This is a genomic window from Gemmatimonadales bacterium (assembly GCA_030697825.1).
GTDB lineage: Bacteria > Gemmatimonadota > Gemmatimonadetes > Gemmatimonadales > JACORV01 > JACORV01.
In genome coordinates this window covers 26,326-33,210 of record JAUYOW010000055.1, presented here as the reverse complement: position 1 = coordinate 33,210, position 6,885 = coordinate 26,326, and the positions used below count along the sequence as shown (strand labels likewise).

Sequence of the window (6,885 nt, the reverse complement as noted above, 5' to 3'; positions counted from 1 at the left end):
GGCGGTGAGATCGTCGTGGTGACGATGCGTGACCTCGGGGGCCGCCCGGCGAGCGACGTCGCGCGCGACATCGGGAGGCAGTGGCGAGTGGGCGCGCGCGGCGGCGCCGGCGACCGGGGCCGGAACGCCGGCGTGGTCGTGCTGCTGAAGCCGGGGGCGCGCCCGGGCGACGGGCAGTCGGAGCTGGCCATCTCCACCGGGACCGGCGCTGAAGGGTTCGTCACCGATGCCCTCTCCGGCAGGATACGCGACGCCATCGGCCAGGAGGCGGTCGCAACGGGTAGTTACGGAGCGGGACTGGCGCTGGGTGTGAGCGTGCTGGCAGAGGCGTATGCGCGCGAATTCGGCTTCCGGCTCGAGGGCGGCGTCCGAGTCCAGCCACCGGCTGATGGAGGCCGGCGGCCGCGAGGCTGGGTGCCTCCCTGGCCCATCATTCTCCTCATCCTGATCTTCGTTCTGGCGGGCCGTGGGGGCCGTGGGGGCCGTGGGGGACGCGGGGGAGGCATCATGAGCGCGCTGCTCTGGGGTTCCGTGCTGAGCGGAGGCCGGCGAGGCGGAGGGGGCGGGGGCTGGGGTGGCGGCGGGTTCGGGGGCGGCGGGTTCGGCGGGTTCGGAGGCGGAGGCGGTTTCAGCGGCGGCGGCGCCTCGGGGAGGTTCTGATGGCGGGTTGGTTCGGGCAATCGCGCCAGGTGAAGCCGGAGGCTGTCGCCCGGCAGATCGCGGATGCCCTCGGGACGAACCTCGTTTCGGTGGCGTTCTTCGGTCACGCGGAGGCGCATCCCGCGCCCGGGGTCGAGCCGAACCTGCTCATCATCGCGAAGGATGCCTCAGCCGGCCTGTTACGGCCGATCGCGGGGGCGGTTGCCGAGTGGGCAAAGGCGAAGGGCACCGCACCCCTGATCTTCGCGGAAACGGAGTGGCATGCCTCCGCCGACGTCTTCCCGATCGAGATCGAGGACATGCGCGGTGCGCACACGCTGCTCGCCGGACGCGACCCGTTCGCCGGGCTCCAGACCACGCGTGCCGACTTGAGGCGCCAGCTGGAGCGCGAGGTGCGCGGCAAGCTGCTCCGGCTCCGGGCGGAGTACGCCGCGGCGGCGCCCAGCGGCAAGGCGCTGGAGCGGTTGCTGGCCGGCTCGGCGGGCACGTTCTTGGTCCTGTTCCGCGCGGCGCTCAGACTGGCGGGCCGCACGCCGCCCGGCGACCCCGCGGGCTTGGTCGCGGAGACGTCCGCGGTGGCCGGGTTCGACGCCGTTGCGCTCGACTGGGTGTTGCTTCGGCTGGGGAGCCGCCGGGTGCCCGCGCTGACGGCGTTCGACCCGGTGGCGGGGCGCTACCTACAGGCGGCCGAGCGGCTTGCCGCGTACGTGGACGGGATCGAGATTGAGGGTGGGGCATGAGCGCGGCGAAACAGCTCGGGTTCCGCGTCCGTCATGATTCCGCGGCCCGACACGGACCGGGCTTGGTCACTCCGAACACAGAGGAGAAGGCATGAAGCGCGTTATTCTCGCGGTGGCAGCCGTGGTCCTGTCGGGCTGCGGCTACAACAGGATCCAGACGCTGGACGAGCAGGTGAACTCGTTCAAGAGCCAGATCGAGGTTCAGCTCCAGAGGCGCGCGGACCTGGTGCCGAACCTGGTGGAGACGGTGCGCGGGTTCGCGCAGCAGGAGCAGACGGTCTTCGGCGCGGTGGCGGACGCGCGGGCGCGTCTGGGCGGTGCGGTGCAGAGCGGGAACCTGGGGCAGATGGCGGAGGCCAACCAGGGACTCACCAGCGCGCTGGGCCGGCTGCTCGCGATCTCGGAGGCGTACCCGGAGCTCAAGTCGAACGAGAACTTCCGGGCGCTCCAGGACCAGCTTGAGGGCACGGAGAACCGCATCGCGACGTCGCGCCAGGACTACAACAACTCGGTGCAGGAGTACAACGGGTACATCCGGAAGTTCCCGCAGCTGCTGACGGCGAAGGTGATCGGGAAGGGCGCGCGCGAGTACTTCGAGGTGACGGCGCCGGGGGCGCGGGAGGCGCCGAGAGTGAACTTGACGGCGCCGGCTCCGCCGGCGCGCTAGTTGGAAGGAATCAGAACTTCGGTAGAGTTGCAGGGTTGCAGGGTTGCAGCGGTGAGCAGGGAAACAGGAGACGGGGTGCAGAAGCGATTCAGGCGGCAGGGAATCTCTGCCGCCTGTTTGCTGTAGACCGCTGCAACTCCGCAACTCTGCAACCCTACCGCCGCCTGCCTACCGCCACCTGCTCAGTCCGCGATGGCGTCGGGCATTATGAACCGAAGCGGGTCCGTCGCCCTGCCGTTGACCAGCACCTCGTAGTGAAGGTGCGGGCCCGTCGACAGCCCCGTGCTGCCGACGTAGCCGAGCCGGTCGCCGCGGCGCACCGCCTGGCCGACCGACACCGCGGTGCGCGACATGTGCGCGAACCGGGTCTGGACGCCGTACCCGTGATCCACGGAGACCGAGAGCCCGTAGCCGTTTTCCCAGCCCACCTTTACGACGCGTCCCGCGGCTGGCGCGATGATCAGCGAGCCGTACGCCGCGGTGATGTCGATCCCCTCGTGGGGCCGGCTGAAGTGCAGGATGGGGTGGTACCGCATCAGCGAGAAGTTGCTGGTGAGGAACCCCGTCGTGGGCATGATGCTGGGCGTGGCAGAGAGCTGCTGCACGTGCGACGACAGGCTCTCGGACGCCTCGCGGAACGACGACGCGAGGACGTTGGCGCGGCGGATCAGCGCGTCCAGATCGGCGTGCACGCGGAACGCGTCGCGGCCCACCACGCCGCCCTCGTCGAGCAGGCGCTCCCGCTCCGGCCACGCGCCCGACGGTCCGCCGATGCCGGCGCGACGCACGTCCGGATCGAGCGGCTCGAGGCCGGCCACCAACCGCACTTCACGGTCGCGTTGCGAAATGCGCGAGAGCGTGTCAGAAAGCGTCGTCACGCGCTCGTCGAGCCGTTCGATCTCACCCGCGAGCACCTGGTTGGCGCGCTCGAGCTGGCGGCTGTGCGTGAGGTCGACGGTGTGCGAGACCACGCCGAAGGTGGCCGCGAGGACGGTCGCCACAATCACGGTCGCCACGCCACCGAGGAGCTTCAAGAGCGTCACCGAAACGGAGACGGACCTGGTTCCCCCGGAGTCGTGTGGCACGAGAAGGACCGTCCAGCGGCGATTGGCCATCCACGCTCCGAGCCAGAAGAGCCGACGTGTTGAAGCAGCCTGAGCGAGCACTGCGAACCTACGGGAAAGCAAGAAACGGACCGGGTATCTTAGCCCTCGGGTCGACGCCCTGTCAACCGCTGATTTGGCATGTCAGTAACCGATTGGCTCGTACTCGTTTACGCTACGTTGCGGCGCGCTCCAGTTTGGGGAACAACGGGGCGATCCTGCGGGTCTGCACCGACGCGATGGGAGGCTGTTCGATCCAGGTCCAGGACCACGGTCTGGAATCGGGAGCCGTGGCGAGTCCGAGCGCGTCCAGAAGCGCCGTCGCGGCGGCCGGCACGAACGGTGACGCGAGCACGGCGATGCGAACCAGCGCGCGCGCCAGCGCGGCGAGCGTGGCGTCCAGCGCGGCGCCGTCGCCGGCCTTGGCCAGGGCCCACGGCGCTTGGCGCTCGACGAATCCGTTCGCCTCGCTCACCAGGTCCCATGCCGCCTGCGCGCCGCGGTGCAGGAGTAGACCGTCCATCGCGGCGACATAGCGCGCGACGCACGCCGCCGCCGCGTGGTCGAGTGGGCCGGCCGCGCCCGAGTTGGGCACCGTTCCGCCGCGATAGCGGTCGAGCATCGCCAGCACCCGTGAAGCCAGGTTGCCGAAAGCGTCGGCGAGGTCCGCGGTATAGCGCTTGTCGAAGCGCTCCCACGTGAAGCTGCCGTCGGCATCGAAGGGGATCTCGCGCAGCAGGAAGTAGCGAAAGGCGTCGCTTCCGTAGCGGGCGATCGCCTCGTCGAGGTGGAGGGTCACGCCGGCCGACTTGCTGAAGCGCTCCCCCTTGAAGTAGGCGAAGCCGTGCGCCCACACGCGCTCGGGAAGCGGGAGCCCGGCGGCCTCGAGGTAGGCCGGCCAGACGACGCAGTGGAGGCGCGTGATGTCCTTTCCGATCACATGCAGTTGCGCCGGCCACCGGGCTTCGTATCCGGCCTCCGGGAAGCCGGTGGCGGTGAGGTAATTGGGCAGCGCGTCGAACCAGACCCAGGTGCCCTGCTGCTCGCCGTTGCTGAGCGGCCGAGGGAAGGGGATCGCCCACGAGAGGCGTGCCCGGCTGATGGAGACGTCTTCCAATCCCCGGCCGAGGAGCGCGAGGATCTCGTTGCGCCGGCTCTCGGGCTGGAGGAACTGCGGCCGGCCTTCGAGCAGCCGCCTCAGGAACCCCTGGTATCTCGTGAGCCGGAAGAACCAGTTGCGTTCCTTGGTCCACTCGAGCGTGCGCGTCTGGTGGAGGACGCATTTTCCGTTCTCGATCTCGTCGTCGCGCTTGAACAGCTCGCACCCCACGCAATACCAGCCCTCGTATTCCTTCTCATAGAGGTCGTCCGGGTTGCGGGCGAAGATCCGGTCGATGAGGGAGCGGACCCCGTTCTGGTGGGCGGGTGTGGTGGTGCGGATGAACTGGTCGTTGGAGATCCCGAGGCTCCGCCAGGTGTCCTCGAACTTCACCGCGATGCGGTCCACGAGCTGCTGGGGCGTGACGCCACCGTCGGCCGCGGCCTGAGCGACCTTCTGGCCGTGCTCGTCCATGCCGATGAGGAAGTGGACGTCGTCGCCGCGGAGGCGGCGGTACCGGGCGATCGCGTCGGCGCCGAGCTTCTCGTAGGCGTGGCCAAGGTGCGGATCACCGTTCGCGTAGTCGATCGCCGTGGTGAGGTAGAAGCGGCTCACGGGCGGCGGCGCCGCCTTCCGCGCCGCCGCCGGCGATCGGGCCTCGATGCGTCCTGCCCGGGCGCCTGCTCGCTCGGCCTCGCCTCGCCAGCCAGGGCTTGCGCAGCCGTATCCACGCTCTCCATCGGAGCAACGGCCGGTTGCGCGGCGGCCGTAGCGCCTCCGCGCTCGACCTCCTGCTTCAGGTCCGCCAGCGCGACGGTGCGCGGGCTGCCGTCCTCGGCCCGCAGCGTGACGGTTTCGCGGAAGATGTCGATCGCCGCCACCTTCTCGTTCCCCCGCGCGGTCTGGAGGACCTTGCCCTCCTTGGGGAACCGCTTGCGCTGCTGCACGTAGAATTCATGCTCGAATCGCAGGCAGCAGAGGAGCCGGCCGCAGGGCCCGGAGATCTGCGTCGGGTTGAGGCTGAGCCGCTGGTCCTTGGCGATCTGCAGGCCGATGGGGCGCAGCTCGGGTAGCCAACTCGCCGAGCAGAGCTCGCGCCCGCACCGTCCGATGCCGGAGAGGCGGGCCGCTTCGTCGCGAACGCCGATCTGGCGCAGCTCGATGCGGGTTCGGAAGTGCGACGCGAGCTCGCGTACCAGCCCGCGGAAGTCGACGCGTTTATCCGCCGTGAAGTAGATGGTGAGCTTGTTGCGGTCCCACTGCCACTCGGTGTCGGAGACTTTCATCGTGAGGTTGAGCGCGGTGACCCGCTCGCGGACCTTGCGGCGGGCGTCGTCCTCCGAGCGGCGCAGGTCGTCCGCGGTGCGCCGGTCGGCGGGGTTCGCGCGGCGGATGACGCGGCGCGTGGGCTCCGGCGGTCGCTTGGCGTGGGACTCGCCGCGCTCGCCGCGCTCGCCGCCCAGCGCGCATCCGGTGCAGCGCTCGCACTTGAGCTCCGCCGTCTTCCCCGTGGCCGACACGAGGCCGAAATCCACGCCGCGCTCGGACTCGACGACGACCGGCTCCGCCGCACGCAGCGGCTCGGGCTCGTGCCATTCGAAGAAGGCCTTACGATTGCCCTTGAACTTCACTTCGACCAGCTGGGGCACGCTCAACTCTCCTCGAACTTCCCCATCTGGAGGAACTTCTGGCTCCGGCGGCGGACCAGGTCGTCCGGGGATAGGCTATCGAGGTCGCTGAGGTGGCGCGCGAGGGCCTCGCTGAGAGCCGCGGCCGCGCCATCCGGGTCGGTGTGCGCGCCGCCCGGGGGCTCGGGGATGATCGCGTCTATCAGGCCGAGCGCGAGGAGGTCGGGCGCGGTGAGCTTGAGCGCCTCCGCGGCGCGCTCGCGCTGCGTGGCGTCCTTCCACAGGATCGCGGCGCACCCTTCGGGCGAGATCACGGAGTATACGGAGTTCTCGAACATCAGCACCCGGTCGGCCACGCCGAGGGCGAGCGCGCCGCCGGAGCCGCCCTCGCCGATGACCGCCGCGACGATCGGGACGCGCAGGGTCGCCATCAGCTCCAGGCTGCTGGCGATGGCTTCCGCTTGGCCGCGCTCTTCCGCGCCGAGGCCCGGATACGCGCCGGGCGTGTCGATGAGCGTGATCACCGGCATCCGGAACCGTTCGGCCAGCTTCATCAGGCGCATCGACTTGCGGTAGCCCTCCGGGTGGGGCATGCCGAAGTTGCGCTTCAGGTTCTCCTTGGTGTCGCGGCCTTTCTGCTGGCCGATCACCACCACGCTCCGGCCGCCCAGCCGCGCGGCGCCGGCGACGATCGCCGGGTCGTCGCGGAAGAGCCGGTCGCCGTGCAGCTCGAAGAAGTCGCCGAAGACGGTGTTGAGGTAGTCGAGCGCGTAGGGACGCCGCGGATGGCGCGCCACCTGCACCCGCTGGAAGGGCGTCAAGTTGCCGTAGATCTCCTGTCGCAGGTCGGCCAGCTTCCGCTCGAGGGGCGCTATCTCCCGCCCCACGTCGAGGTTGCGCTGGGTGGCCAAACGCCGGAGCTCCTCGATCTGGCGCTCCAGTTCGGCGATGGGCTTCTCGAACTCCAGCGCGAACGCTGCGGCCATCA

The 6,885-nt window shown here is 70.0% G+C and carries 7 protein-coding genes; 3 read left to right on the top strand and 4 right to left on the bottom strand.

The window, feature by feature from the left end:
- The 3 genes from Q8Q85_02800 to Q8Q85_02790 form a co-directional block, all read left to right on the top strand.
- The coding region (locus Q8Q85_02800; GenBank protein MDP3773172.1) for a TPM domain-containing protein at positions 1–660 on the top strand (660 nt) is incomplete at its 5' end.
- On the top strand, positions 660–1,400 hold the full coding sequence (locus Q8Q85_02795) for a hypothetical protein (protein MDP3773171.1): 741 nt from the start codon (positions 660–662) through the stop codon (positions 1,398–1,400). The genes Q8Q85_02800 and Q8Q85_02795, both read left to right, overlap by 1 nt.
- A gap of 91 nt (positions 1,401–1,491) precedes the next feature.
- Positions 1,492–2,067 carry a LemA family protein gene (locus tag Q8Q85_02790; protein ID MDP3773170.1) on the top strand — a complete coding sequence of 192 codons (576 nt, stop codon included), beginning with the start codon at positions 1,492–1,494 and terminating at the stop codon, positions 2,065–2,067.
- Between the two features lie 182 nt (positions 2,068–2,249).
- Here Q8Q85_02790 and Q8Q85_02785 read toward each other — a convergent pair whose 3' ends face one another.
- The 4 genes from Q8Q85_02785 to Q8Q85_02770 all read right to left on the bottom strand — a co-directional run bounded on the left by Q8Q85_02785 (position 2,250) and on the right by Q8Q85_02770 (position 6,883).
- Positions 2,250–3,182: a M23 family metallopeptidase gene (locus tag Q8Q85_02785; GenBank protein MDP3773169.1), complete on the bottom strand. Its 933-nt coding sequence runs from the start codon at positions 3,180–3,182 to the stop codon at positions 2,250–2,252.
- Between the two features lie 163 nt (positions 3,183–3,345).
- A complete protein-coding gene (gene metG, locus Q8Q85_02780) occupies positions 3,346–4,884 on the bottom strand; it encodes a methionine--tRNA ligase (protein MDP3773168.1) in 1,539 nt (512 codons plus the stop codon).
- Positions 4,881–5,918, bottom strand: a complete 1,038-nt coding sequence (ricT, locus tag Q8Q85_02775; protein MDP3773167.1) for a regulatory iron-sulfur-containing complex subunit RicT — start codon at positions 5,916–5,918, stop codon at positions 4,881–4,883. Before ricT ends, metG begins: the two co-directional genes overlap by 4 nt.
- 2 nt (positions 5,919–5,920) lie before the next feature.
- A complete protein-coding gene (locus Q8Q85_02770) occupies positions 5,921–6,883 on the bottom strand; it encodes an acetyl-CoA carboxylase carboxyltransferase subunit alpha (protein ID MDP3773166.1) in 963 nt (320 codons plus the stop codon).
- Positions 6,884–6,885: the final 2 nt, after the last annotated feature.